General features: G+C 68.7%; 21 protein-coding genes and 3 tRNA genes. 7 read left to right on the top strand and 17 right to left on the bottom strand.

The features are described from left to right. Positions 1-71: 71 nt before the first annotated feature. Entirely contained in the window at positions 72-2,618 is a 2,547-nt protein-coding gene (locus ABV606_RS07275; RefSeq protein WP_281488257.1) for an ATP-dependent Clp protease ATP-binding subunit, read from the bottom strand. A gap of 204 nt (positions 2,619-2,822) precedes the next feature. On the opposite strand from ABV606_RS07275, the gene ABV606_RS07270 reads away from it, so the two are divergent. The 3 genes from ABV606_RS07270 (at position 2,823) to ABV606_RS07260 (ending at position 4,759) form a co-directional block, all read left to right on the top strand. Beyond that, positions 2,823-3,476 carry a hypothetical protein gene (locus ABV606_RS07270; RefSeq protein WP_353987221.1) on the top strand — a complete coding sequence of 218 codons (654 nt, stop codon included), beginning with the start codon at positions 2,823-2,825 and terminating at the stop codon, positions 3,474-3,476. 65 nt (positions 3,477-3,541) lie between these two features. After that, the gene (locus ABV606_RS07265) at positions 3,542-3,745 is read left to right on the top strand and encodes a helix-turn-helix domain-containing protein (protein WP_353988797.1); all 204 of its coding nucleotides are present in this window, start codon (positions 3,542-3,544) and stop codon (positions 3,743-3,745) included. Between the two features lie 9 nt (positions 3,746-3,754). After that, positions 3,755-4,759 carry a pirin family protein gene (locus ABV606_RS07260; protein WP_353987220.1) on the top strand — a complete coding sequence of 335 codons (1,005 nt, stop codon included), beginning with the start codon at positions 3,755-3,757 and terminating at the stop codon, positions 4,757-4,759. 111 nt (positions 4,760-4,870) lie between these two features. Here ABV606_RS07260 and ABV606_RS07255 read toward each other — a convergent pair whose 3' ends face one another. The 14 genes from ABV606_RS07255 to tilS form a co-directional block, all read right to left on the bottom strand. Beyond that, positions 4,871-5,074 (bottom strand): hypothetical protein, encoded by a 204-nt coding sequence (locus ABV606_RS07255; RefSeq protein ID WP_422785362.1) that lies wholly within the window; start codon positions 5,072-5,074, stop codon positions 4,871-4,873. Between the two features lie 142 nt (positions 5,075-5,216). Next, positions 5,217-5,381 (bottom strand): hypothetical protein, encoded by a 165-nt coding sequence (locus ABV606_RS07250; RefSeq protein WP_281488254.1) that lies wholly within the window; start codon positions 5,379-5,381, stop codon positions 5,217-5,219. Positions 5,382-5,389: 8 nt separating this feature from the next. Next, on the bottom strand, positions 5,390-6,883 hold the full coding sequence (gene lysS / locus ABV606_RS07245; protein ID WP_353987219.1) for a lysine--tRNA ligase: 1,494 nt from the start codon (positions 6,881-6,883) through the stop codon (positions 5,390-5,392). 275 nt (positions 6,884-7,158) lie between these two features. After that, positions 7,159-8,031 (bottom strand): pantoate--beta-alanine ligase, encoded by an 873-nt coding sequence (gene panC, locus ABV606_RS07240; protein ID WP_353987218.1) that lies wholly within the window; start codon positions 8,029-8,031, stop codon positions 7,159-7,161. Next, positions 8,028-8,867 (bottom strand): Rossmann-like and DUF2520 domain-containing protein, encoded by an 840-nt coding sequence (locus ABV606_RS07235; protein WP_353987217.1) that lies wholly within the window; start codon positions 8,865-8,867, stop codon positions 8,028-8,030. Before ABV606_RS07235 ends, panC begins: the two co-directional genes overlap by 4 nt. Next, complete coding sequence (locus tag ABV606_RS07230) at positions 8,864-10,597, bottom strand: PH domain-containing protein (protein WP_353987216.1); 1,734 nt, start codon at positions 10,595-10,597, stop codon at positions 8,864-8,866. Before ABV606_RS07230 ends, ABV606_RS07235 begins: the two co-directional genes overlap by 4 nt. Beyond that, on the bottom strand, positions 10,594-11,091 hold the full coding sequence (locus tag ABV606_RS07225) for a PH domain-containing protein (protein ID WP_353987215.1): 498 nt from the start codon (positions 11,089-11,091) through the stop codon (positions 10,594-10,596). Before ABV606_RS07225 ends, ABV606_RS07230 begins: the two co-directional genes overlap by 4 nt. Positions 11,092-11,172: 81 nt before the next feature. Then, positions 11,173-11,778, bottom strand: coding sequence for a DUF3180 domain-containing protein (locus ABV606_RS07220; protein WP_353987214.1), 606 nt, complete (start codon positions 11,776-11,778; stop codon positions 11,173-11,175). Further along, on the bottom strand, positions 11,775-12,929 hold the full coding sequence (gene folB / locus ABV606_RS07215) for a dihydroneopterin aldolase (protein ID WP_353987213.1): 1,155 nt from the start codon (positions 12,927-12,929) through the stop codon (positions 11,775-11,777). The genes ABV606_RS07220 and folB overlap by 4 nt, the downstream gene beginning before the upstream one ends. Next, positions 12,926-13,813 (bottom strand): dihydropteroate synthase, encoded by an 888-nt coding sequence (folP, locus tag ABV606_RS07210; RefSeq protein WP_353987212.1) that lies wholly within the window; start codon positions 13,811-13,813, stop codon positions 12,926-12,928. The genes folB and folP overlap by 4 nt, the downstream gene beginning before the upstream one ends. Further along, complete coding sequence (gene folE / locus ABV606_RS07205; protein WP_353987211.1) at positions 13,810-14,466, bottom strand: GTP cyclohydrolase I; 657 nt, start codon at positions 14,464-14,466, stop codon at positions 13,810-13,812. The genes folP and folE overlap by 4 nt, the downstream gene beginning before the upstream one ends. An 11-nt stretch (positions 14,467-14,477) precedes the next feature. Further along, positions 14,478-16,577 (bottom strand): ATP-dependent zinc metalloprotease FtsH, encoded by a 2,100-nt coding sequence (gene ftsH / locus ABV606_RS07200; protein ID WP_353987210.1) that lies wholly within the window; start codon positions 16,575-16,577, stop codon positions 14,478-14,480. Positions 16,578-16,740: 163 nt separating this feature from the next. Then, positions 16,741-17,292 carry a hypoxanthine phosphoribosyltransferase gene (gene hpt / locus ABV606_RS07195; protein WP_281488243.1) on the bottom strand — a complete coding sequence of 184 codons (552 nt, stop codon included), beginning with the start codon at positions 17,290-17,292 and terminating at the stop codon, positions 16,741-16,743. 49 nt (positions 17,293-17,341) lie between these two features. Further along, the gene (tilS, locus tag ABV606_RS07190) at positions 17,342-18,616 is read right to left on the bottom strand and encodes a tRNA lysidine(34) synthetase TilS (RefSeq protein ID WP_353987209.1); all 1,275 of its coding nucleotides are present in this window, start codon (positions 18,614-18,616) and stop codon (positions 17,342-17,344) included. A gap of 47 nt (positions 18,617-18,663) precedes the next feature. Here tilS and ppa point away from each other — a divergent pair, with 47 nt between their 5' ends. Continuing rightward, positions 18,664-19,152: an inorganic diphosphatase gene (gene ppa / locus ABV606_RS07185; protein WP_281488242.1), complete on the top strand. Its 489-nt coding sequence runs from the start codon at positions 18,664-18,666 to the stop codon at positions 19,150-19,152. A 435-nt stretch (positions 19,153-19,587) separates the two neighbouring features. On the opposite strand, the gene ABV606_RS07180 is transcribed toward ppa, so the two are convergent. Together ABV606_RS07180 and ABV606_RS07175 are read right to left on the bottom strand one after the other, a co-directional pair. Further along, entirely contained in the window at positions 19,588-20,946 is a 1,359-nt protein-coding gene (locus tag ABV606_RS07180; protein ID WP_353987208.1) for a C40 family peptidase, read from the bottom strand. Positions 20,947-20,980: 34 nt separating this feature from the next. Beyond that, complete coding sequence (locus tag ABV606_RS07175) at positions 20,981-22,384, bottom strand: M23 family metallopeptidase (protein WP_353987207.1); 1,404 nt, start codon at positions 22,382-22,384, stop codon at positions 20,981-20,983. A gap of 303 nt (positions 22,385-22,687) precedes the next feature. On the opposite strand from ABV606_RS07175, the gene ABV606_RS07170 reads away from it, so the two are divergent. The 3 genes from ABV606_RS07170 (at position 22,688) to ABV606_RS07160 (ending at position 22,989) form a co-directional block, all read left to right on the top strand. Then, positions 22,688-22,760, top strand: a tRNA-Glu gene (locus tag ABV606_RS07170). Between the two features lie 20 nt (positions 22,761-22,780). Then, positions 22,781-22,854 (top strand) — tRNA-Asp (locus ABV606_RS07165). Positions 22,855-22,916: 62 nt separating this feature from the next. Next, positions 22,917-22,989, top strand: a tRNA-Phe gene (locus tag ABV606_RS07160). The last annotated feature ends 580 nt before the right edge of the window (positions 22,990-23,569 follow it).

The raw sequence follows: 23,569 nt of genomic DNA, 5'->3' as shown, positions 1-23,569 counted from the left end.
GCCGGCGATTCCGAGCGAAAGCCGGGCCCGGTCGTCCGGGCCCGGCTTCGCGGGGTGCTGTTGCTCGATGATCAGGCGCTCTCGCCCGTCGCAGCCGGCCCCTCCGCAGAGCCGCTGTGACCCTCGCCGGCCGCGATGGCGGCAGCCGCCACCACATCGCCGATCTCGTCGCGGCCCGGCTGACGGCTCGTGGTGAACACGAAGTCGTCATCGGCGAAGTCGACCTTCACGTGGTCGCCGGCGTGCAGCTCGTTGTGCAGGATCTTCTCGCTGAGGCGGTCCTCCACCTGCTGCTGCACCGCGCGGCGCAGCGGACGGGCGCCGAGCGTCGGGTCGAAGCCGATCGTGATGAGCTGGTCCTTGGCGGCATCCGTCAGTTCGATCGTCATGTCCTGGTCGAGCAGACGCTCACCCAAGCGCTTGATGAACAGATCGACGATCTGCTTCAGCTCTTCCTTGCTCAGCTGCGGGAAGACGATGGTCTCGTCGACGCGGTTGAGGAACTCGGGCTTGAAGTGCTTCTTGAGCTCCTCGACCACCTTCGCGCGCATCGCCCGGTAGCTGTTCTCGGTGTTGCCCTCGAGCGTGAAGCCGACCGGACCGCCGGTGATGTCCTTCGTACCGAGGTTCGTGGTCATGATGATGACGGTGTTCTTGAAGTCGACCACCCGGCCCTGACCGTCGGTCAGGCGACCCTCTTCGAGCACCTGCAGCAGCGAGTTGAAGATGTCGGGGTGGGCCTTCTCGATCTCGTCGAAGAGCACCACGCTGAACGGCTTGCGACGCACCTTCTCGGTGAGCTGGCCACCCTCTTCGAACCCGACGAACCCCGGAGGGGCACCGAACAGGCGCGAAACCGTGTGCTTCTCGCCGTACTCGCTCATGTCGAGCGAGATCAGCGCGTCTTCGTCGTCGAACAGGAACTCGGCGAGCGCCTTGGCGAGCTCGGTCTTACCGACACCGGTGGGGCCGGCGAAGATGAACGAGCCAGAGGGGCGCTTCGGGTCCTTGAGGCCTGCGCGCGTGCGGCGGATGGTCTTGGCGAGCACCGAGATCGCCTCGTGCTGGCCGATGACCCGCTGGTGCAGCGCGTCTTCCATGAAGATGAGCCGTGCCGACTCCTCCTCGGTGAGCTTGAACACCGGGATGCCCGTCGCCTGGGCGAGCACCTCGGCGATCACGCCCTCGTCGACGGTTCCGGATGCCGCGACCTCACCGGCGCGCCACTGCTTCTCGAGGCGCAGCCGCTCGCCGAGCAGCTTCTTCTCCTCGTCGCGCAGGCTGGCGGCCTTCTCGAAGTCCTGGTCTTCGATGGCCTCTTCCTTCTCGTGGCGCACCTGGGCGATGCGCTCGTCGAACTCGCGCAGCTCGGGCGGCGCAGAGAGGATCGACAGACGCAGGCGGGCACCCGCCTCGTCGATCAGGTCGATCGCCTTGTCGGGCAGGAAGCGGTCTTGGATGTACCGGTCGGAGAGGTTCGCCGCGGCGACGATCGCGTCATCCGTGATCGACACCTTGTGGAACGCCTCGTACTTGTCGCGAAGACCCTTGAGGATGTTCACGGCGTGCGCGACGGAGGGCTGCTGCACCTGCACGGGCTGGAAGCGGCGCTCGAGCGCAGCATCCTTCTCGAAGTGCTTGCGGTACTCATCGAGCGTGGTCGCGCCGATGGTCTGCAGCTCACCGCGGGCGAGCATGGGCTTCAGGATGCTCGCGGCGTCGATGGCGCCCTCGGCAGCACCTGCACCGACGAGCGTGTGGATTTCGTCGATGAAGACGATGATGTCGCCGCGCGTGCGGATCTCCTTGGTGACCTTCTTCAGACGCTCTTCGAAGTCACCGCGGTACCGGCTGCCGGCGATGAGCGACCCGAGGTCGAGCGAGTAGAGCTGCTTGTCCTTCAGCGTCTCGGGCACCTCGCCCTTGACGATCGCCTGAGCGAGACCCTCGACGACGGCGGTCTTGCCGACGCCGGGCTCACCGATCAGCACGGGGTTGTTCTTGGTGCGGCGGGAGAGGATCTGCATGACCCGCTCCATCTCGTTCTCACGGCCGATGACCGGGTCGAGCTTGCCCTCGCGGGCCGCCTGGGTGAGGTTCCGACCGAACTGGTCGAGGATCTGCGAGCCCTTCGACTCGGTCGCCGTGTTGTCGACACCGGCCGACACAGGCTCCTTGCCCTGGTAGCCGGAGAGCAGCTGGATCACCTGCTGGCGCACCTTGTTGAGGTCGGCGCCGAGCTTCACGAGCACCTGCGCCGCCACGCCTTCGCCCTCACGGATGAGGCCGAGCAGGATGTGCTCGGTGCCGATGTAGTTGTGGCCGAGCTGGAGCGCTTCGCGCAGGCTCAGCTCGAGCACCTTCTTGGCACGCGGGGTGAAGGGGATGTGGCCGGTCGGCTGCTGCTGACCCTGGCCGATGATGTCTTGCACCTGCTCGCGCACGGAGTCGAGCGAGATGCCGAGCGACTCGAGCGCCTTCGCGGCGACGCCCTCGCCCTCGTGGATGAGGCCGAGCAGGATGTGCTCGGTGCCGATGTAGTTGTGGTTGAGCATCTTGGCTTCTTCTTGCGCCAAGACGACAACCCGACGGGCTCGGTCGGTGAATCTCTCGAACATGTCAACTCCTCGGGCGCCTCCCAGGTCTGGCGCCGTTACATCGAGAGTAACGACGCAAGGGGCCGCGGCATGCCCCTGTTCGCCGTGGGCGCAGCGCGTAACCGAATGGAGATGCGGATGCCGTGACCGCGGTTGCGCGACATAACGACTGTCGATATGTTATCGATATTCGTTGGCATCGATGATCGATAAGGAAATGCAGCCATGGCATCACGACCGCCTCAGCGAACCACGCGCCTCTCCTCCGCACGTTCAGGCCTGCGTGGATCGGAGCGGTTCTCGCTCTGGCTGCTGGCGGCCGTCGCCGCGACGATCGGAGCACTGAGCCTCTTCGGTGCGGCCACATCGATCGTCGGCCTCTTCGATGGCCGCGGCGCGTCGGTGCCGCTCTTCACCGACGCGCCAGTGCCAGACGACGCGGCAACCGGTTCTGCCACGATCGTCAGCGGCGCCTTCACCGAGGCACAAGTAGTCATCGCCGGGCTCGAGCCTTGGTCTCTGGTGTTCCTGGCGGGCGGGATCGCGGTACGCGCGCTGATCTTCGCGGCGCTCGCGGCGCTGTTCGTCGCGCTCTGCGTGGCGGTGCTGCGCGGCAAGCCGTTCGGACGCTCCATGACCTGGATCGTCGCGACGGTGAGCGTCACCTTGATCGCCGGCGGGCTGGTCTCGGTCGCGCTCACTGGCATCGGTCAGTTCTGGATCGTCGATCAGCTGAACGCCGAACCCGGCGACACGATCTTCCCCACGGCGACTGCGGGTGACCTCACCCCGGTGTTCATCGGCATCGGCCTCGCCGCGATCGGTGCGGCATTCGAGGTCGGCGCCCGGTTGCAGCGCGACACCGAGGGGCTGGTGTGAGCGCAGCGGAGGCGAGGGGCGCGGGCCGGCACGAGGCTGAGCAGAGCGATGCCGAGAGCACCGGCATCCGGTGCCGGCTCGATGAGCTGCTCGCTGCACGGGGTATGACGCTCACCGAGTTGAGCCGTCTGGTCGGCGTGAGCGTCGTGAACCTGTCGGTGCTGAAGAACGATCGGGCGCGGGCGATCAGATTCTCGACGCTGCACGCGATCTGCACCGCGCTCGAGTGCGAGGTGGGCGAGCTGTTGACGACGGATGCCGCACCCTAGGCTGCCGGTATGAGCAACCTTGATATCGCTCCGTCAGAAACGGTGTGCGAGGCGGGCGTCGAGACGATGCTCGCGGAGCCGGCGGTCGAGATCATCGAGGCGCGCGAGGTGCCGCTCGGCGGCCCGCGGGCGATGAACGTGCGGCGTACGCTGCCGCAGAAGGCACGCTCGCTCATCGGCGCATGGTGCTTCGCCGACCACTACGGGCCCGACCCCGCCGGTCCGCGCCGCATGGATGTGCCGCCGCATCCGCACACCGGGCTGCAGACCGTGACGTGGTTGTTCGCCGGCGAGATCGAGCACCGCGACTCGAGCGGCGGATACACGATGGTCCGGCCCGGGCAGCTCAACCTCATGACTGCTGGGCGCGGCGTGCAGCACTCCGAGGTATCGACGGCCGCGGAGGGTGTGCTGCACGGCGTGCAGCTCTGGACGGCCCTGCCCGCCCACGCGCGACATGGGCGGGCGTTCTTCGAGCACTCGGAGCCGCCGGTGCTCGAGCATCAGGGCGCTCGGGTGAGCGTGTTCCTCGGCAGCCTGCTCGGTTACACGGCCGAGGCGACAGCCTTCACGCCGATCGTCGGCGCCCAGTTCGACCTGCCTCCGGGGGCCTCGGTGAGCGTGCCGGTCGACGAGACGTTCGAGCACGGCGTACTGGTGGATGCCGGTGACATCTCGTTCGAGGGTGTGCATGTGCCTCGGGCATCGCTGGGGTACCGGGCACCCGGCGCTTCGATGCTGACCCTCGCGAACCGCGGCTACTCACCGGGGCGCATCGTGCTCATCGGTGGCGAGCCGTTCGGCGAGCAGATCGTCATGTGGTGGAACTTCATCGGCCGCACCCACGACGAGGTGGTCGCCTATCGCGAGCAGTGGCAGCGCGAGGTGATCGACGGCGAGACGGATGCTGGACGCTACGGTCGCGTCGAGGGGTACATCGGCCGCGACGGCGCCGCCGGCAAGGCGCTCCCCGCGCCGGCGCTGCCCAATGTGCGGCTGCGCCCGCGCGGCTGAGGCCCCCGGCATCCGGCGGCGGCGTTCGGTATCTGCGCCACTTGCGGCCGCTTGCGCCAGGCGCATCGGGCGCAAGCGGCTGCAGTTGGCGCAGATGCCGGTGCGGGGGCGCTAGCTTGCGGCGGCGGGGCCGGCGTCGCGGGCGGCGCGCTCGGCCTCGAACTTGGCGCGCTCTTCGGCCTCGATCTTGGCGTAGCTGTCGCGCTCATTGCGGTCGGCGCGGATGATCGAGCGCAGCACGAACCAGAAGATGAGGCCGATCAGAATCGTCGGCGTCACCGAGAACACCGCGTTGGCCCAGAACTCCTCGATCACGGCGTCAAGTCTACGCGGCGATGGCTGAGGCCGACCTGGTCGGTGCGCGCCACTTCGTCGCGACCGCGCCACAAGGAGGTGGCGCGGATGCGAGCAAGTGGCGCGGGAGGAGGGAGGGTGCGCCGGACGGGCGCGGTGAGCGTCAGCCCTTGAGCAGGATGCCGATGATGCCGGAGACCAGCAGGTACGTGCACGTGACGGCAAGGCCGACCCAGCCGATCGCTGTCCACGGCGGCGCAGAGCGGCGAGACGCAGACCGATCGCGCGACGCACCCTCGACATCCCGCTGGCGCTCCGGCTCGGTCATCTGGCGGCCTACTTCACCAGCGGGAAGAGGATCGTCTCGCGGATGCCGAGGCCGGTGATCGCCATGAGCAAGCGGTCGATGCCCATGCCCATGCCACCCGACGGCGGCATGCCGTGCTCGAGCGCGCGCAGGAACTCCTCATCGAGCTGCATGGCCTCGAGGTCGCCCTTCGCGGCGAGCTTCGCCTGCTCGACGAAGCGCTCGCGCTGGATCACCGGGTCGACCAGCTCGGAGTACGCCGTCGCGAGCTCGAAGCCGCGCACGTACAGGTCCCACTTCTCGACGACACCCTGCTTGGTGCGGTGTGCGCGTACGAGCGGGCTGGTGTCGACCGGGAAGTCCATGACGAAGGTCGGCCGCTCGAGGCCCGGCTTGACGTAGTGCTCCCAGAGCTCTTCCACGTACTTGCCGGGCAGCGGATGCGGCACCTCGATCTCGACGGCATCCGCCATCTTCTTGAGCTCTGCCATCGGGGTCTCCGGCGTGACCTCGACGCCGGCCGCCTCGGAGAGCGACTCGTACATCGACAGCCGCGCCCAGTCGCCGCCGAGGTCGTACTCGGTGCCGTCGGCCCACGTGACGATATGGGAACCGGCCACGGCGAGCGCCGCATTCTGGATGAGTTCCTGAGTGAGGTCGGCCATCTGGTGGTAGTCGCCGTAGGCCTGGTACGCCTCGAGCATCGCGAACTCGGGGCTGTGCGTCGAGTCGGCACCCTCGTTGCGGAAGTTGCGGTTGATCTCGAACACGCGCTCGAGCCCGCCGACCACCGCGCGCTTGAGGAACAGCTCGGGCGCGATGCGCAGGTAGAGCTCGGTGTCGAACGCGTTCGAGTGCGTGATGAACGGGCGCGCAGCCGCTCCGCCGTGCATGGTCTGCAGCATCGGGGTCTCGACCTCGATGTACCCGTGGCCTGCGAAGGTGTCGCGGAGCGAGGCGACCGCCTTGGCGCGGGCGATGACGGTATTGCGCGCCTGCTCGCGAGAGATGAGGTCGAGGTAGCGCTGGCGCACGCGCGTCTCCTCGCTGAGCTCCGAGTGCAGGTTCGGCAGCGGCAGCACCGCCTTCGAGGCGATCTGCCAGCGGTTCACCATGATCGACAGCTCACCGCGGCGACTCGTGATCGCCTCGCCCTCCACGAAGACGTGGTCGCCGAGGTCGACGAGTTCCTTCCACTCGTCGAGCGATTCCTGACCCACCTCGGCGAGGCTCACCATCGCCTGGATGCGCGAGCCGTCGCCGGACTGCAGCGCGGCGAAGCACAGCTTGCCGGTGTTGCGCGAGTGCACGACGCGGCCGGCGACGCCGACCGTGACGCCGGTCGAGGCATCCGGTTCCAGTCCCTCGAATCGCGCTCGCACTTCGCCGATCGAGTGGGTGATGGGCACGCCGACGGGGTAGGCGTCACCGCCGGCGTCGAGGATGCGAGCGCGCTTGGCGAGCCGAACCGCCTTCTGCTCCGAGACCTCTGCCTCGGTGAGTTCGGTGGTTTCGTCGGTCATGCGTACTCCTGGTTCATGTGCGCGCGGAAGGACGGCGGCAACCCGTCCCATGCTAGTTCGTGCCGCGCTGTCGCTCGGGCCGGCGGTCGCTCGGCTCGCCCTGAGCGACCGTCATCGAAACCGGGGGCTGTCGGGCTCCAGGAGTTGGCGCCAGCGTAAGGCTTCAGGTCTCAGGCCTCAGGCCTCAGGCCTCAGGCCTCAGGCCTCAGGCCTCAGGCTTCAGGCCTCAGGCCTCAGGTCTCAGGTCTCAGGTCTCAGGCCTCAGGCCTCAGGCCTCAGGCGAAGCGCACCGCGCGAGTGTCGATGAGCCTGGCCGAGCCGACTCGCGCCGCCACCACAGCGCGTGCATCGCCTCGGAAGCGGGCCCCGACTGGTTCGAACGTCGCCGTGTCGACGATCTCGAAGTAGTCAGGATCGACTCCGGATGCCGTGCCCAGCACCTCGCGGCCGGCGTCGAGCGCCGCGTCGACCCCTGCCCCCTCCGTCGCGGCATCGTGAGTCGCCGCCAGTGCACGGGAGAGCGCGAGCGCCTGCTCACGTTCCTGGTCGCTGAGGTAGCGGTTGCGGCTCGAGAGCGCGAGTCCCCCGGCCTCCCGCACGATGTCGACCACCTCGATCGAGACCGGGAGATCGAGATCGGCGACCATCTGCTTGACCAGGAACACCTGCTGAGCGTCCTTCTCACCGAACACCGCAACGCGCGGCTGCACGATGTTGAAGAGCTTCGCCACCACGGTGAGCATCCCGTCGAAGTGGCCGGGCCGCGAGGCTCCCTCGAACGTCGATCCGACGGGCCCTGCGGTGACCCGCGTGGCGGTCTCGCCATGCGGGTACATCTCACTCGCCGACGGAGCGAAGACGAGGTGCGCACCACGGGTCGTAAGCGCTTCGAGGTCGGCCTCGAGGGTACGCGGGTAGCGATCGAGGTCCTCCCCCGCGCCGAACTGGAGCGGGTTGACGAAGATCGACACCACGACGGTGTCCGCGAGTTGCACCGCACGATCGACGAGCGCGAGATGCCCGTCGTGCAGCGCGCCCATCGTCGGCACCAGTGCGATGTCGGCGCCCTGCATTCGGGCGCCTCGCAGGCGCTCGCGCAGGGCCGCGATGCTCGTGATCACCTCTGGACGACTGATCGACTGGGTCATCGTTCATCCTCCGGGCCGGTCGGGTCATGCTCTGGGGTGCCGCCGTCGGGATCATCGCGGGTGCCGCTGTGGCCGGCAGGCCCCGGGAACGCCGGCAAGTCCAGTTCCAGGTCGGGCTCGAACGCGGTCGGATCCACCGGGTCGGGGTCATGCTCTCCCGCCGCGGCGAGGGCGTTGTCGATCGCCGATCGAACCAGCGGGCCCAGCACAGCGCCGGGACGCTCGACACCCACGCTGCGCAGGATGCCGGCCGCCTGCCGCACGATCTCGCTGGAGAACCCCGTCGCAGTATCGATCGCCTCGGCGTATGCCGACCGATCGCGCTCGTCGATCAGCACCGGCTCGGCCCCCATCTCGACGACGAGTGCCTGGCCGATCGGCTGCACCGGCACCGGCGCCGTGACCGCGCACCAGCTCTCGCGCAGGCGGGCCAGGTCGATGCTCGTGCCGGTGAACGACATCGCGGGGTGCACGGCGAGCGGGATGACTCCGGCCTCCAGCGCCGGTTCCAAGACGTCGATGCCGAACCGGGGCGAGGTGTGCAGCACGAGCTGTCCGCGCTGCCAGACTCGCGCCGCCGTGAGGCCTGCGATGAGGCCCGGCAGCTCGGCATCCGGCACTGCGATGATGACGAGTTCGCTCACCTCGATGAGCCGGGGCACCTCGAGGATCGGCACGCCGGGCAGCATGGCGTCGGCCCGTTCGCGGCTCTCGTCGGACACAGCCGCGATGCCCACGAGGGCGTGCCCGGCTCCCGCAAGTGCCGCGCCCAGCACGGGGCCCACTCGACCCGCGCCGATGATGCCCACCCCCAGGCGCCCCGCTCGCCGGTTCACTGCGAGTGCTCCCTCGATCCGGTGTCGAACTCGGTCGCCGCCTGTTGGGGCGGCATGTCGGTCGCCGGCTGCTGGAATGGCGCGCCTTGCTCCGGCTGCCGAAGCTGCTCAGGCGAGTGCTGCGCGAGCGGCTGCGTCAGTGGTTCCTCGACCGCGACCATCGACTCCGACCTCCAACGGTGCGATCGATCGGATGCCGCGGCCTCGACTGTGCGCGCTGCGATCTCGTCGAATGCGGTGCCGAGCTCGTCCATGTCCATGGCGCCGAGGGATGGGGTGATGGGGCCGGCGACGGTGTGCACGTGCAGGGCGCCGAGTCGCAGTGATCGAAGCACCGGGCCCTGTCGCATGCTCGTGCTCTGCACCCGGGGTTGCGGCACGATGATCAGCGTGCGCCAGATCGCGCCCTTCCGGATCACCACTCCGCCTGGCACAAGCGTGAACCCGTTGCGTCGCCGGCTGAACCAGCGCAGCGCCTGCGCGCGCACCGGTGAGTTCACCCAGCCCTCGTCATCGCCGCGCGACGTCAGCCCGCGCATGATGTGCTCGTGGTCGCCGACCTCTGGCGCGATGAGCGCGAGCACCCGCGCCACGTCGAGGCGGTCGCCAACGGGCAGGATCGTGGTGTTCTCCTGGCCGGCCGCGCCCTTCGTCGATGACCGCGACGCGCGGTTGACCTTGATGTGCCACCAGTCGAAGGGCCGCCACAGCAGCGTCTGGCTGATCTGGATCGAGTGGATGCGGCCGGGCGGCAGCGTCTCATTGCTCGTCGACAGCAGTCCGAACCCGACCCGCACGCCATCCTCGGTGCCCGCGATCGAGTACCGCAGCGACTTGGTGAACCGCGACACGAGCACACCGCCGAGCGCGAGCAGGCCCGGCACGAAACCGACGAGCAGCAAGAACTCACCAGTGATGAACGCTGAGACACCGACCGCGATCAGCATCGCGACGATGGCGATGGAGATATCGCTGAGGGCGAGGGAGCCGGCGAGCCGGCCAGGGTTGAGCTGCACGACCGACTCGGGCGGCGCGGCATCCGGATCGAGCTCGGGAGCGAGGAACTCGCTGATGCGCTCCCCGATCACGCCCCCGTTCGCGGCGGCAGCCGTCGACCGCTCGGCCGCTCGTCTCGTGCCGGAGGCGAGCAGCAGGATGTCGCGGCGCAGATCGTCGGCCTGCTTGCTGTGCAGGTACGACAGCTGCACATTCGCGTCGTCGCCGGCCTGATTGACCTCGAGCTTCGCGGCGCCGAAGATGCGCGGAATGAATGGGCGCACCACGTTGATGCCCTGGATGCGGTCGAGCCGCGCCCGGCGATTCGTTCGGAAGAGGATGCCGCTCCGCACCTCGACGAACTCGTCGGTGATGCGGAAGCTGTGCATGCGCCAGCTCAAGTAGAAGCCGGCCACGACGATCAGCAGCACGGCGCCGGTGACGAGCAGCGCCCACCCGAGCAATCCCTCGCCGATGATCCAGTCGACCGGATCGCCACTGTATTCGCCTGCGCCGATGAAGGAGTCGATGATGCGTTCGCGCGCGTTGGCGATGATGACGCCGGCGATCGCAATGAGGGCGATCCCGCCCTTGAGCAGCGGCGTCGCCGGGTGCAGCCTGTGCCACTCGCCGTCGGCGAGGCCCGTGCTGCCGCTGGTGTACGGGCGCCCATCGGATGCGGGGGGCGCACCGCCGGCATCCGGCACGGGGTATCGCGGGTCTGCGTCGGTCACAGACCAGCCCTCCGGGTCTCGGCGAGCGCGATCAGCTCGTCGCGCAGGCGCTCGGCCTCGGTGTGCGGCAGCCCGGGGATCGTCACATTGGTCGATGCCGCGGCGGTGACGAACTTCAGTTCGCTCAGGCCCATGGCACGCGTGATGGGGCCCCGGTTGATGTCGACGAGCTGCATGCGCCCATAGGGCACCGCGACGAAGCGCTGGAAGAGGATGCCGCGGCGGAACAGCAGGTCGTCACCGCGCAGGCGGTAGCCGATCGACCGCACGCGGCGCGGCGTGAGCGCGATCACGATGATGAACACCACGACGATCGCCGCCGGCACGACCCACAGCCACGTCTCACCAGTGAACAGCGCCGGCAGGCTCAACCCGCCACCGAGCACGATCGCCGCGATGACGTTGCCGATCAGCTCGACGACGATGTAGCGCGGCGACACCCGCTGCCATTCGTGCTCGGGCAGATCGAGGCGGGTGGGGAGGGCGTGGGACACGGCGGCCTTTCACTACGGCTCACAAGGGTTCTTGGTTCGGCGGCGCACGGCGCGTGAGGCACCCGCAGCGCGTGTTCGACTCTAGCGGCGGGGCCCGAACGGATCGTCTCGGCCGACTCGACCACTCCAGCTATCGGAACGATCCTGAGGATCGCCGGCGCGCCGATCGTTGCGACCGTCCTCTTCGCGCTCACGACCGGCGCGTCGCGCGGCATCCTTCTCAGCATTCGAGTCACCGTCGCCGTGCTCGTCGCCGGGCGGCAGCGAGCACATGCGCTCGGCGATGAGGGCTCCGGTCACGAGAGCGGCGCCGCCCACCACGCTCGCGGCGGACAGCAGCACTGCGCCACCGGCGGCCACGACGCTCCGGCTGAGCAGGTACACGATGACGCCGATGCCAAAGCCGCCGATGAGCGAACCGGCGAGGCTCGACGCCTTGGCGAGCACCAGCACGCGGATGGCGTAGAAGGGATCGATCGCGTTGAGGGTGCGTGCCTTCACGGCTTTGCGCACCGGCCGGGCAAGCGCGACGAGCACCGCGCCGATCAGCGCGAGAGCGACGGCCAGGGTGATCGGCGGCACGAAGACCGGGCGTCCGGCCGCCGCAAGGCCAGTGTCGAGCATGATGCCTGCCGCGAGCCCGATGACGGCGAGCACGAGCAGTGAGACCGGGCCGGTGCGCTTCACTGTGCGCCCTCTCGCCGTGCGGCGTCGATTCGCTGGGAATCGTCGAGCGGTTGCGAGTCGTCGCGTCGTTGCGAGTGGCCGAGCCTTTGCGAGTGGCCGAGCGCCGCAAGCAGGTCGCGCACCGCTCCTCGCCCGGGCAGGGTCGCGTCGGAATCGACCTCGAACCACGGTTCGAGGACGAAGTCGCGCTCGTGAGCGCGCGGATGCGGCAGCGTCAGTCGCTCGCTCTCAAGCGTGCGGCCGCCGTAGTCGATGAGGTCGAGATCGAGCGTGCGCGATCCCCAGCGCTCGGCCCGCACGCGGCCGTGCGCGTCTTCGATGGCGTTCATCACGTCGAGCAGCGAGGTCGCGGCGAGCGAGGTGGTCACGAGAGCGACACCGTTGAGGTAGCCGGGCACCGTCTCGTCACGGCCCTCCAGCGTGATCGCAACGGAGTCGATGAACGTCGAGACGGCATCGACACGGATGCCGGGGGTCGCAGCGATGTCGCGCACCGCCCGCTCGAGGGTCGCGCGCCGATCGCCGAGGTTCGCCCCCAGCGCGATGACCGCGCGCACCGTCTCGCGACGCGATGCCGCGACGGGGCCGGATGTCGTTGCGACGGGGTACAACGCCGCGACCGCGTGAGCCCCGGCATCCGCCCCACCTGCTCGCCGAGATGACACTTTCTGCTGCGATTCCGCCGATTCCGGTGCAGAACGTGTCATCTCGGCGGACGCTTGGGCGGAGGTTTGGGCAGGCGACAGCGTGGGAGTAGCGGCGTCGGCGGGGGCGGCGGCGGGGCGGCGGGCGCGGGTGATGGTGACCGAGACGTCGCGGAACGGCACGGCGATCGGCGCCTCGGGCTTGTGCACCGTGACGGTGACGCGCTGCACCGCCGGGCGTGCGAGCACGACTGCGGCGATGCGCTCGGCGAGCGTCTCGATGAGGTCGTGCGGCTCTCCCTCGATGACGGCCACCACGTCGCCGGCGACTTCGCCGTAGTGCACGGTGCGTTCCAGCTCATCGCTCGCGGCAGCGGCACTGAGGTCGAGTTCGAGGTCAACGTCGGCGATGAACGTCTGACCGTCTCGCCGTTCGAAGTCGAATACGCCGTGGTGCCCACGCGCTTGCAGGCCCGTGATGGTGATGCGGTCGAGCGAGCGCGTCATGTGAGCCGCTCCCGCTGCTCTCCCGCAGACGCGGGCTCTCCGTCAGCCTCGAGCCGCGGCTCGAGCGCTGCGCCATGCCCGGGATGCGCCTCGCGCCCAGAGGTCCAGGCATCCGCTACCTCCAGGGCTGCTCTCGTCGAGGCGACATCGTGCACGCGCACAGCCCATGCGCCTGAGACCGCGCTCAGTGCGCTCACCACCGAGGTCGCCACGTCGCGATCGCCCGCGAGGTCTCCGAGGAAGCGCTTGCGGCTGTGGCCGATGAGCAGCGGCCGTCCGAGCGAGCGCAGTTCGTCCATGCGCGCGAGCAGCTGCCAGTTGTGCGCGCGCTGCTTCGAGAACCCGAGCCCGGGATCGAGCACGATGCGCTCCAGTGGGATTCCCGCGGCGACGGCCTGCGTCATCCGCCGCTCGAGACCGGCCCGCACCTCGTCGACGACGTCCTCGTACCGGGCGCGCTCGTCGTCGGGCGTCGAATCGGTGCGCCCAAGGAGCCCCCGCCAGTGCATCGCGATGTAGGTGGCCGGCGTAACCGCGACCGCCGAGTACATATCCGGGTCGGCGAGCCCGCCCGACACGTCGTTCACGAACTCGGCACCAGCCTCCACGCATGCCGTCGCGGTCGCGGCGTGCATGGTGTCGATGCTCACGCGGATGCCGCGAGCCGCCAACTCGGTGACAACCGGCAGCACCCGCTGCAACTCCTCGTCGGAGGTCAGCGGTTCGGCGCCGGGTCTGGTCGATTCACCACCGATGTCGATGATGTGTGCCCCATCGGCGACGAGTTCGACGGCATGGCCGATGGCGGCATCCGCGTCGAACCAGCGTCCGCCGTCGCTGAACGAGTCGGGCGTCACGTTGACGATGCCCATGATGAGCGTCACGCGATGCCGCCGATCAGGGCCATCACCTCGGCACGGTGCGCGGCGGTGGCGAGCTCACCGCGGCTCGCCATCGTGACGGTGGTGCTCGCCGCCTGTCGCGTGCCGCGCGCGGAGACGCAGCTGTGCTGCGCGTCGACGACCACGAGCACGCCGCGCGGGTCGAGGCCGGTCTCGAGCGCATCCGCGATCTCTTCGGTGAGCCGCTCCTGCAGTTGGGGACGCGAGGCGATGGTCTCGACGACCCTCGCGAGCTTGCCGAGGCCGACGACCCGTTCACCCGGAACGTACGCGACGTGCACCACACCGATGAACGGAAGCAGATGGTGCTCGCACATCGATCGGAACTCGATGTCGCGCTGCAGCACGAGTTCACCGGTCTCCGGCCCGACGGCGACGGTATCGGTGAGATGGGCCAGCGGATCGACGCCGATGCCCGCGAAGAACTCGGAGTACGCCTGGGCCACGCGCTCGGGCGTGCGCTCGAGCGTCGGGCCGCCACCGAGCGCGGCGACGATCTCGCGCACCGCGGCCTCGACGCGAGCGACATCGACGCCCGTCGCCGTGCCGAGCGCCGCCGCGTCCACAGGTCGGTCGGTCGGCACGGATGCCGGTGCTCCGTGCGACTCTCGCTGCATCGCGTGCTGCTCGGACACTCTCTGCCTGCCTAGGTCGTGATTCCGCTGGACAGGGCGGGGCCGCTGTGCTCCTCGGAGTTTCGCACGTGCTCGTCGATGTTGGGGGCGTCCGCGCCGTGGGCGCCGGCGGCTTCGTCTCCCGTCGCACCGACTCGGGCGGCCGATTCGCCGACCTTGCGCGACCGATCGGAGGCGACTCGCCCCTCAGTGGCGTCCTGGTCGATGGGCGCCTTCGACGGCATCGCCACCGGGGGCACGTTCGACGAGGGACGGTTCTCGCTCGAGAGCCACTGCGGGCGCTCGGGGAGCTTACGCACATCGGCGAAGAGCGCCTCGAGTTGCAGGTGGTCGAGCGTCTCCTTCTCGAGCAGCTCGGAGGCGAGCTTGTCGAGGATGTCGCGGTTCTCGTTGAGCACCTGCCACGCCTCGTCGTGCGCGGTCTCGATCAGCCTGCGGATCTCGGAGTCGACGGTCTCGGCGATCGATTCGGAGTAGTCGCGCTGCTGACCCATGTCGCGCCCGAGGAAGGGCTCGCCCGAGCCGTGGCCGAGCTTCACAGAGCCGACCTCGGCGCTCATGCCGTACTCGGTCACCATGCGGCGAGCGATCGACGTGGCCTTCTCGATGTCGTTCGATGCGCCGGTGGTCGGGTCGTGGAACACGATCTCCTCGGCCACCCTGCCGCCCATCGCGTAGGTGAGCTGGTCGAGCAGTTCATTGCGCGTCACCGAGTACTTGTCTTCCACCGGCAGCACCATCGTGTAGCCGAGCGCGCGACCGCGAGGGAGGATCGTCACCTTGGTGACGGGGTCGGTGTGCCGCATCGCCGCCGCCGCCAGGGCGTGCCCGCCCTCGTGGTACGCGGTGATGAGCTTCTCCTTGTCGTTCATCATGCGCGTGCGCCGCTGCGGGCCCGCCATCACTCGGTCGACGGCCTCGTCGAGGGCGCGGTTGTCGATGAGTTGGGCGTTGCTGCGGGCGGTGAGGAGCGCTGCCTCGTTGAGCACGTTCGCGAGGTCTGCACCGGTGAATCCGGGGGTCTTGCGGGCGAGCACGGCCAGGTCGACATCGTCGGTCATGGGCTTGCCCTTGGCGTGCACGTGCAGAATCTGCTCGCGGCCCTTGAGGTCGGGCGCCTCGACGGTGATCTGGCGGTCGAATCGGCCGGGGCGCAGCAGCGCCGGGTCGAGCACGTCGGGACGGTTCGTGGCCGCGATCAGGATGACGTTCGTCTTCACGTCGAAGCCGTCCATCTCGACCAGCAACTGGTTGAGCGTCTGTTCGCGCTCGTCATTGCCACCACCGATGCCGGCGCCACGGTGACGACCCACGGCGTCGATCTCGTCGATGAAGATGATGGCGGGCGCGTTCTCCTTCGCCTGGTTGAACAGGTCGCGCACGCGGCTGGCACCGACACCGACGAACATCTCGACGAAGTCAGAACCCGAGATCGAGTAGAAGGGCACTCCGGCCTCACCAGCGACGGCGCGGGCGAGCAGCGTCTTTCCGGTGCCGGGAGGGCCGTAGAGCAGCACGCCCTTGGGGATGCGCGCTCCGACGGCCTGGAACTTCGCGGGCTCCTTGAGGAACTCCTTGATCTCCTGCAGTTCCTCGATCGCCTCATCGGCGCCCGCGACATCCTCGAAGGTGACCTTCGGGCTCTCCTTCGACACGAGCTTCGCGCGCGACTTGCCGAACTGCATGACCCGACTGCCGCCGCCCTGCATGCTCGAGAGCAGGAACCAGAAGATGAGACCGATGATGATGAACGGCAGCAGCAGGCCCAGCAGGCTCATGAACCAGTTCGTCTGCGGCACCTGGTCGTCGAACTGCACATCCTTGGCGTCCGTGACGGCCTGCACGATCTCGTCGCCGCGCGGCGCGACGTAGTAGAACTGCACCTGTGTGCCGTTGTCGCCGTCGGCCTTCTTCAGGGTGAGGTCGACTCGCTGCTCACCGTCGACGATGAGCACCTTCTCGACGTTGGTCCCTTTGAGCAGGTCGAGTCCGTGCTGCGTGGTGACCTCACGGAACCCCGAGCCGGTGATCAGGCTGAAGCCGATCCACACGGCGATGGCGCCCACGAGCACATAGAACACCGGGCCGCGGAAGAGGCGCTTGAAATCCATAGTCTTGCCAGGCTAGCGCGCGGCGACTGTGCTCAGCCCTCGTGTTCGCCGTAGGGGTACTGCAGGCGGATGCGGTGCAGGCGGATGCGGTCGGCGCGAGGTCGGCGACGAGCGAGTCAGAAGCGGTGCTTCACGCGGTCGGCCGGTCGCGGCATCCGCCCGATCAGGAATAGACGTGGGGCGCGAGCACGCCGATGCCGCGCAGGTTGCGGTAGCGCTCGGCATAGTCGAGGCCGTAGCCGACGACGAACTCGTTCGGGATGTCGAAGCCCACGTACTCGACCGGCACATCGACCTTCGCTGCGTCGGGCTTGCGGAGCAGCGCGCACACCTTGACCGAGGCGGCCCCGCGGCTCTGCAGGTTGCCGAGCAGCCAGCTCAGCGTGAGGCCCGAGTCGATGATGTCTTCGACGATCAGCACATCGCGGCCGGCGAGGTCGGAGTCGAGGTCTTTGAGAATGCGCACGACACCGCTCGACTGGGTGCTCTTGCCATACGACGAGACCGCCATCCAGTCCATGTCGACGTGCAGCTTGAGCTCGCGCGCGAGGTCGGCCATGACCATGACGGCACCCTTGAGCACACCGACGAGCAGTGGACGCCGACCTTCGTAGTCGCGCTCGATCGCTCGGCAGAGCTCGGCGATCTTGTCGACGATCTCGCGTTCGGAGATCAGTTCGCGGTCGAGGTCATCGCGGACGTCGGCGAGCTCCATATGCAATCTCCAGGGTGCTAGCGGCGCGTGTGCTGGCGTGTGGTTTGCGTCATGCGTCGGCGTCGTGCCCGAGCGGGGCGGCGGTGAACACGACGCGGTCGCCGACGCGTTCCACTCTAATGCCGGGCAGATGCAGTGCTCCCTGGCCCCGCCAGTCGGTGACGAGGCGCGCCACTTCGAGCGTGTGCGCGCGGCTGAGCGACCGGTGGAACTCGGCATCGACGACCTTGCGGATGAGCCGGTTGCGAAGCGCGGCCGGGTTCGCGGCGAGCGCTGCGACGGGGAGCGAGAGCCCGCCCTCTTCGAGTTCGGCGAGCTCCTCGATGAGTTCATCGGTGAAGCGGTCGAGCGCCTCGGCATCCTCACGCAGCACATCGGCGGTGCGCGCGAGCGCCTCGACGACATGGGCGCCGAGCGCGCGCTCGAGAGCGGGGAGCGCTTCGGTGCGCACTCTCACGCGCGTGAATGAGGTGTCGTCATTGTGCGGGTCGGCCCAGGCGGTGAGACCGAGGTCGGTGCAGCTCTGCTCAGTCGTCGAACGCCGGATGCCGAGCAAGGGCCTCAGCAAGAGCGGCCGAGCGAGCTGCGGGCCGCCAGTTTGCTCACCCGCGTATGTGGCAGCGGCGAGCGGCACGCACTCGCGCATGCCGCCGAGGCTCAATCCCCCACTGCCGCGGGCGAGACCGAGCAGCACGGTCTCCGCCTGGTCGTCGAGCGTGTGGCCGGTCATCACGGCGACCGCGCCGGTCTCCTGGGCGACGATGGCGAGTGCTGAGTAGCGAGCGTCGCGGGCGGCCGCCTCCGGCCCTCCGGCTTCGCCCACCTCGACGCGCCGCACGACCACGGGGTCGAGGCCGAGGGCGCGCGCCGTCGCCGCGGCATTCGCTGCGACCAGGGCCGATCCGCTCTGCAATCCGTGGTCGACGATGACGGCACCGGCACGCAAACCGTGGCGCGGTGCCTCGAACGCCGTGGCGGCGGCGAGCGCCAGCGAGTCGGGTCCGCCGCTGAGCGCCACGAGCACGAGGCGGCCGTCTGCTTGGTCTCGGGTCGCGTCTGCGGTCGCGCCGTCGGGGGCGTGTGGGGCGGATGCCGCGGGCGTGACATCGCGGGGCGGGGCGGCGTTGCCGGCATCCGTCCGCTGTCGGTCGTCGGGAGTGCGCGCCTCGGCGTCGAGGCACCGAACGAGCACCCCTCGCACGGCGCGACGCACGTCGGCGATCGCCGGAGTGAGCCGCGGACGTCGCGGCGCTGGTCGGGCAGCGGGGTCGGAGGCCTGCCCAACGGCGGCCTCCGCAGCCGGCTCGGGCGGCACAGAGCGCATCCAGTAACGTTAACGCAGCATTCGATCCACCCTGAGGAGCACGTCATATGGGCGCTTACGACGCCGTTATCGAGATCCCCCGCGGGAGCCGCAACAAGTACGAGGTCGACCACGAGACCGGCCGCGTGTTCCTCGACCGGGTGCTCTACACGACGTTCGTGTACCCGACCGACTACGGCTACTTCGAGAACACCCTCGGCCTCGACGGCGACCCCGTCGACGTGCTGGTGCTGCTCGAGTACCCGCTGTTCCCGGGCGTCGGCGTGAAGGTGCGGCCGGTCGGCGTGTTCAACATGACCGACGACGGCGGCAGCGACGCCAAGGTCATCGCGGTGCCCGCGAAGGACCCGCGCTGGGACCACATTCAAGACGTGGGCGACATCCCTGAGTACACCCGCAAGGAGATCGAGCACTTCTTCGAGCACTACAAGGACCTCGAGCCCGGCAAGTGGGTCAAGACCGAGGGTTGGGGCGACGCCGCCGAGGCTGAGGCGATCATCGAGGCCGGCGTGAAGGCGTTCGCTGAGCAGCACTGAGTTTCGCGGGGTGGTGCCGAGCGTTGGCCGCTCAGCACGCCTCAGACTCGCATCGAGCGGGGGTTGCCTTCGGGCGGCCCCCGCTCCGCGTTTGTGCCGCTAGTGCGTGGTGCCGCCCGTGCGCGGTGCCGCCAATGCGGTGCCCCGTGCGCGGTGCCGCCAACGCGCGGTGCCGCCAACGCGGGGTGCCGCCACGCGCGGGTTGCCGCCAACGCGCGGTGCCGCCCGCATCCGTGCGCATCCCTGCCCGGTCGCGTGCGCCCACACCTCCGCCGAGATGCCAAAATCTGCAACTCCTGCCGCCAAAACACCGCAGATCTTGTCATCTCGGCGAAGGGAGAACGACGAAGGGAGCAGGGAGAAGGGCAAAGGGAGAAGAGAGGAGGGGGCGGATGCTGGACCGGAGCCGTGGAGCGTGTGAAGGCGTCCGCGGGCTCAGCCGGTCGGGCGGCCGACGTAGGGCACGAGATCGCCGTAGCGCACAGGCTTGATGCGCACGGTCTCACCGGGATACGGCGCTTCGATCATCTGGCCGCCGCCGAGGTAGAGCGTGACGTGGTACTTCGAAGCGCCAGTGGAGCCGCCGGCCGAGTAGAAGAGCAGATCGCCGGCCATCATCTGGTTGTACGGCACGAGACGTCCGCGGGCGGCCATGGTGTTGTACTGGTTGGTCGCCGAGTGCGTGCCGATGCTGACGCCCGCGGCGCTGTACGACATGAGGGTGAGCCCCGAGCAGTCCCAATAGGTCGGGCCTCGACCGCCGAGCTGGTACGGCTTTCCGAGCTGCGCCTTGGCGAACGCGATCGCGGTCTGCACGGCACCGGGTGAGGGCGTCGGCGGAGGAGGCGGAGGCGTCGGCTCCGGACTCGGCGACGGCGATGGCGACGGCGACGGCGAAGGGCTCGGCGAGGGTGAGGGCGAGGGCCCTGGCGCCGGGCTGGGCGAAGGCGACGGCGACGGCGACGGGCTCGGTGATGGAGCCGGCGCCGGTGCCGGTGAAGGGCTGGGCAGCGGCGGCGGCACCGCCGGAGGAGCGCCGGCGTTCTGACGGCGCTCCCACTCGAGGCCCTCGTAATAGCCGCGCTCGACAGCAGCGCTCGTTCCCTTCAGCGCCGCGAGTTGCGCGTACAGCTCATCGAGCACGGCGGACTGCTGCCCAGCAGCGGTCGACGACGAGGCTGCTCGAGCCTGAGCGGCAGCGAAGACGGATGCCGCGCGCTCGGCGAGCCGATCGCGTTCAGTTGCCGCGGCATCCGCTGACCGCTGCGCCGCCAGCGAGACGTTGCGCTCCGTGATCGCCTGCCCGTAGAGCGAGCTCGACTGCGAGCTGAGCTGGCTGAGCCGCCCCATGCCGCGCAGCAGCTCGTCGGAGCTCGACGCGCCACTGCCGAGCAGTGTGAGCGTGAGGTCGCCGCCCCCGGAGCGCGAGAGCTGCGCGAGCAGCTGTCCGGCGCGGCGAGCCGAGGTCTCTGCCCGTTCGCGAGCGGAGTCGGCCTGCTTCTGCAAGCGGGCGGCGCGCTCGACCGCGCGCTCGTGCTCGACGACCGCGGCGTTGTATTCCTCGCCACGCTGCAGTGCGAGCTGGCCGAAGGCTGCGGCATCCGACGAGAGCGATGCCACCAGCGCCTCGAGCTCGGCCACTTTCTGCGCAGCGGTCGCGGCGTCTGACCGTGCGGCTTCGACCTCTTCCCAGGTGGGGAAGTCGGGCTGCGCGTGCGCGGCCGTGACGCCGAGCCCGATGCCGAGGCTCGTCGCGGTCAGCAGCGCGAGCAGCGTCGCCCTACGGCGTCGCATGCCCCCACCTCGATGTCCCCCGGTCGATCACTGGTCAGCCGATCGGGATCCCGTGGTTGCGGTAGTACGTCACGGCGTTCGTGGCGACGCCGTTGATGCGCACCTCGAAGTGCAGGTGCGGGCCGGTGGAGGCGCCGGTCGACCCGACCTGCGCGATCTGCTGCCCGGTCTGCACCTGCTGGCCGTAGCGCACCATGATGCCGCCGTCGCGGATGTGCGCGTACCCGGTCGATATGCCGTTGCCGTGGTTGATGAGCACGAAGTTGCCGTAGGTGCCGAGACGGCCAGCGTAGGTCACGGTTCCACCGGTAGCGGCGTAGATGGGCGTGCCCATGCCAGCGCCGATGTCGGTGCCGGTGTGCAGGCGCCAGTAGTTGTAGACCGGGTGCAGACGGTTGCCGTAGTGCCCGGTGATCCAGCCGTTGACGGGCCAGACCCAGCCGTTGACCGGCCCGCGGGTGCTGGTCGATCCCCCACCGCCGTTCGCCGCGGCAGCAGCGGCCGCTGCGGCGCGGGCGGCAGCCGCCCTCGCCTCGGCCTCCTTGCGGATGCGCTCGCCCTCGGCGTACTCGGCCTCGGTGTTCGCGCGAGCGACGCTCAGCACTTCGAGCTGAGCCTGCAGCACCACGGCGTGCTCCTCCTGCTCGGCGAGCGCCGCGTTCGCGGCATCCGCCGCCTGCTGTGCCGCGATCTGCTTCGCCTCGGCCTCCGCGCGCAGTTCTTCGCGCACCTCCCGGGCGACCTCCGCCTGGTCGGCCAGCGACTGCGCGGTGTTCATGTCTTGCAGCGCGCGAACGTACAGGCCCTCGGACTGCTTCGTGATGCGGCTGGCATAGCCGAGACGCTGCAGCAGGTCGTCGGCGTCGCCGGGGTTCGCGAGCAGACTGGCGCTGAGGTTGCCGCCGCCCTGACGCGACAGCTGCGCGGCCATCTGGCCGGCCTGCTGACGCGAGGTCGCGGCGATCTCGCCGGCCGCGTCGGCCTGAGCCTGCAGGTCTTGCGCCTTGAGTGCCGCCTCCTGGAACGCCAGGTCGGCCTCTTCGAAGGCGTAGCCTGCTTCTTCCGCGGCAGCGGTCTTCGCGGCGACGTCGGCCTCGAGGTTCTTCAGCAGCGTCTGGATGCGCGAAATCTCGGCCTTCTTCGCCGTCTCGTTCGCGCGGGCCTTGCGCACGTCGTCCCAGCTCGGATAGTCGGCGGCATAGGCCGGCTCAGAAGCCGCGTCGACGATCGCGCCTGAGAAGAGGATGCCGACGGCGACGACAAGCGCGACGAGAGGGCTGCGCCGCCAGCGCACCCGGCGGCTCGCGGTCGCGGAAGCACTGGCTGTCCGTGCTTCGGTCGCTGTCGTACGCGCAAAGAAGCGCCGGCCTGCTCCTTGGCGGTCGGCGCGGTCTTCGCCCTGCTCGGCGTGCTGCGAGTGCAACTCGTTGGCTTCCATCGCTCCCCAGATACCAGTGTCGCGCGTTCCCCTGCGCTGGTGTTTATAACGTTGTTCACACTGTCAACAGCATCAACTCGGTCAACACTGACTTCCAGCATCCTAAGGGCAGAAAGCCCGAAAGTCTCAACAACCACTTGAAACTATGCGACGGATGCCGCAACTCTGGGTTCATCGCGGGCGCGTCGCACGGGTCACGGAAGCAGCCGAGCGGCCCCTGAGAGCCGAGCGCCGCTCGGTTTTGCATCTTCAGGCTCGTTACGTATGATTGACCCTCGGCAAGCTAAGAGGTTCACACTTCACGGCCCCATCGTTTAGTGGCCTAGGACACCGCCCTTTCACGGCGGCAGCACGGGTTCGAATCCCGTTGGGGTCACGTATAGAATTGAATAGCTAGGCCCTGTAGCGCAGTTGGTTAGCGTGCCGCCCTGTCACGGCGGAGGTCGCGGGTTCAAGTCCCGTCAGGGTCGCTCTGGCGAAAAGCCCCTTTCAAGGGGCTTTTCTCCTACTGAGGCCGAAATCTTCGACCTCTGGCTCTGTAGCTCAGTTGGTAGAGCGTTCGACTGAAAATCGAAAGGTCACCGGATCGATGCCGGTCGGAGCCACAAGGGTGATCGTTACAATCACCCCAGAAACCCTCGCGTAGCTTCTACATCGCGGGGGTTTTGCTTTTCCGCGGTCAGACCGCGAATCCCCTCGGGGGCTCCGGTACCCGTGGGAAACATTTAGGCCTCGACCGGTGAGCGTCGGCGCCTCACCTCCGACACGTTGACGCATCGATTTCTGCCCGCACGCGGACAGCGCGTTCGCCCCACGCTTGGCGGCATCGCGCCATCGCGGCATTGCGGCGAGCGTCCGCGTAGACCTGAGTCACTGCGAGAGACGAATGCCCAGGGATCGCTTGAACGTCCGGCGCAGATACCCCGGCATTACCGCCGGAGGGTGGCGAAGGTCGTGCGAGTGGAGAGGACGCTCGTGCTCCGGGAAGGCTTTGACACCGTCCTTGACTGCATGCCACTTGGGCGCCCGGGGCTGAACGACCCGTCGGCGCTGTCCGACGAGAACTTGTGCGAGCTTGACTGCTTGACGTACAGCTACTCAGAGCTGGTGCACATCCAACGACCGTCCCGAAATGCTTCACACAGGATCAAGGAGCATCCAACAGTGCTCCCGGCAGGAACCTGA

This window comes from Ruicaihuangia caeni, from assembly GCF_040536845.1.
GTDB lineage: Bacteria > Actinomycetota > Actinomycetes > Actinomycetales > Microbacteriaceae > Ruicaihuangia > Ruicaihuangia caeni.
This window is presented reverse-complemented; position numbering and strand designations above follow the sequence as displayed.